This is a genomic window from uncultured Gimesia sp. (assembly GCF_937919775.1).
GTDB lineage: Bacteria > Planctomycetota > Planctomycetia > Planctomycetales > Planctomycetaceae > Gimesia.
Genome location: NZ_CALFPF010000703.1, coordinates 1 through 3041, shown reverse-complemented (window position 1 = coordinate 3041; position 3041 = coordinate 1). Strand labels below are relative to the sequence as shown.

Annotated in this window: 3 protein-coding genes; 2 read left to right on the top strand and 1 reads right to left on the bottom strand. The window is 52.2% G+C overall.

Translation table 11 applies throughout. The features are described from left to right. Positions 1-249: 249 nt before the first annotated feature. Positions 250-852, bottom strand: coding sequence for a hypothetical protein (locus tag Q0294_RS19920; protein WP_299468955.1), 603 nt, complete (start codon positions 850-852; stop codon positions 250-252). 376 nt (positions 853-1228) lie between these two features. Between Q0294_RS19920 and Q0294_RS19915 the strand changes: the two genes are divergently transcribed. Both Q0294_RS19915 and Q0294_RS19910 read left to right on the top strand, forming a co-directional pair. Further along, positions 1229-2641 (top strand): DUF1501 domain-containing protein, encoded by a 1413-nt coding sequence (locus Q0294_RS19915; RefSeq protein WP_299468953.1) that lies wholly within the window; start codon positions 1229-1231, stop codon positions 2639-2641. A gap of 211 nt (positions 2642-2852) precedes the next feature. Continuing rightward, the coding region (locus Q0294_RS19910) for a family 16 glycoside hydrolase (protein ID WP_366917997.1) at positions 2853-3041 on the top strand (189 nt) is incomplete at its 3' end.

The window sequence follows — 3041 nt, the reverse complement described above, 5'->3', positions numbered from 1 at the left end:
CGATATACAATTAAGGACAAGAACCCGTATTTGAGAAACTGAGCTTTCGAACTGTTCATTAGCTTATCGAACTCATGTTGCACGGAATTGAAACGATTATTCCGCTTGTCTCGGTCTCCACTCAACGACGGGAAAGAATTCGGAACAGCGCAGCGATTTTCTGAATAGAAAGAAATCGGCGCTCGTTAGCGTCGGATTGTAACGTGAGAAAATTCGACTGTGAGTGAGAATCACTCTCACCAGCATCCGTCAATCCTGTTTGACGGGAATGGAAATCACCAGCCCGGCAAAACGATCTTTTTTGTTGTCGTTGGCACCGAACCCAAGGTGGCATCCCAGGCAGCCGTTGTTCATCAAAGAAATGCCAACAGCTCTGCGATAAAGACCTTTTTCCACACGTTCATACTCATACTTGCCGGCAGCAATTTCTTTGGCGGCCTGCTTCTCGAACTCTCCTTCAGGCTCGTGATCAATGCTCATGGCTTTGGCATTGACGGCAATCCATTTCGCTTTGATGTTCTCCTGGCGCGCGATATCCGCAAACATATCTTCCATCACGCGTGCCGGAACATTCGCCCTGTCATTGAAGAAGTAATGATGGTGCATTGCATCCAAAGTGGCCGCATACAGACTGTGTGTGAGTTTCGCGCGTTCTCGCGCCGCTTCGACGGTGACCAGCCGCTTCGCCGCTGATTCCTTTTTCTGCGTCTGCTTGGCGGAAACAGTCTGCTCTTTCGAACTCGCTTTGCTTTTAGACGCGTCCGGTGGTCCAGCAAACAATGTGACCGCTGTAAACAACACGCCTGCCAATACAAGCGTCGCACATAAAATAGTTGTCACGGTTGAACGCATTCGATTGCTCCTGTACGGCTTACACTAAAAGAGGTTACTGCGAATACCAATTCCGCATGCGAAGTTAAAATTCACTCTGGTCGTAACTTTCTAATCAACCACGCCTGTTGTTTCTTACGTTGGGTTGGCCTAGAAACGGTTCCAGACTCGCTCTGTTTACAGTCTAATCACTTTCCCGCCCCTAAACAAGATATCTTTATCCTGTTTTCTGCCTGATTTCAATCTGGCCTGCTCCAGATCCCGGCGAATCACGAAATCCCGCTTGAGTTCCTCACCCCTTATCTGGTATAAACGTGCTTTGATGCGTATTTTGGAACTATCAGAACCCGGGCTTCGCTGCTGGAACAGGCTGCCTGTCTGACGGGAAAGGGAAACTATGCTGTCATTCTTGTGCTCGCAGGAGCAGCAAAACCGGATCAGTTCGCGCCGGTCTTTCATCCAGGCAGGGGCACTGGGTCTGGTTGGTTTCACCTTGGCCGATTTATTGCGGGCTGAAGCGCAGTCTGGCATCGGTTCCTCGACGAAAGCCATTATTAACGTGCACCTGGATGGCGGTCCGCCTCATCTGGATATGATCGATTTAAAACCGGAAGCACCCGTTGAGATTCGCGGCGAATTTCAGCCGATCGCATCAAAGGTTTCCGGGATTCAAATTTGTGAACTGCTTCCACGGATGGCAGCGCAGGCAGACCAGTTTGCTTTCGTGCGCTCCCTTGTCGGTTCCGCCGGTGCCCACGATGCCTTCCAGACTCAGTCCGGTTTTTCGAAAAAAGACATGATTTCAGTCGGCGGTCGTCCTGCACTCGGATCAGTCATCGCGCGGCTCGACGGAACCCCCGCCGATCTGGCTCCCTCGTTTGTTGATATCATGCAGGGACGGGGATTAGTCAGAAACAGCGCCCGTCCCGGATTTTTAGGACCCGCGTACCAACCTTTCCGCCCCGATATCTCGGACCTGTTTGAACGACAGCTTGAGAAAGGGATGCAGGGTGAACTCAAGCGATTAGGGGCAGAACATCAGGTCAGTCTGAAATTGAATCCGGCTCTCAGTCTGGAGCGACTGGAAAACCGCACGACGTTACTCTCAGAGCTGGATACCATCCGACGCAAAGTTGATGCCAGCGGCATGATGGATGCGATGGACCGTTTTTCTCAGCAGGCGGTCAGCATTCTGACTTCCGGTCGCCTGGCCGATGCGATGGATCTGACACAGGAAGATCCCGCCACTCTGGCCCGCTACACGCCCGCCGCGCGCACGGACTCTTCACGCTTCTATACGAGCGAAGGTCCGGATGCGGTGAAAAAATTTCTGCTGGCCAGACGCCTTGTCGAAGCGGGAGTGCGATGTGTGAGTCTCTCCATCAGCGATTTTGACACGCATTCCAGCAACTTCAGTCGCTTGCGCCAATTACTGCCGATCGTAGATCATGGCCTCACGGCTCTCGTCACGGATCTGGAAGCGCGGGGCATGCTGGATGATGTAACCATTGTTGCCTGGGGAGAATTTGGGCGTACGCCTCGGATTAATTCAAAAAATGGAGGCCGCGATCACTGGCCGCGTGTTGGACCCGCAATTCTGGCCGGCGGCGGTCTGCAGACGGGACAGGTCATCGGCAAAACCGACCGGACTGCCAGCGCTGTGATTCAGCGACCCGTACATTACAAAGACATCTTTGCCACGCTGTATCATAATCTGGGCATTGATCCGCATGCCGTCACAATTAACGATCCGCATGGGCGGCCGCAATATCTGCTCGATGCAGGCAAGCGTCTCACCGAACTCGCCTGAGTGACACGTTGACACTTCCCTCACAGCGGCAACTCGTACAACGCCAACTTGTTTCGGGCTTTTACTGCCGCTATGATCTTTGCCTGAGTGACTGATTCATTCTGCATGCTCATAAAACACAATCATCGCCGTTTCCTACAGGAGAGTTTCCGCCGTGAAGAAAAATACCGCGATCCGTTTCAGTTTCGTTCTGATTCTACTCTGCAGTTCAATGAATGCGCAAGCAGCCGACTTGCCGCAGTATAAGCCCCTCTTCAACGGCAAAGACCTGACAGGCTGGGTCAATGTGAATACGGATAAAGATACCTGGTACGCGAAAGACGGCATGCTGATCTGCACCGGACATCCCATTGGTGTGATGCGGACCGACAAACAGTACGAAAATTTTCTGTTGCACATC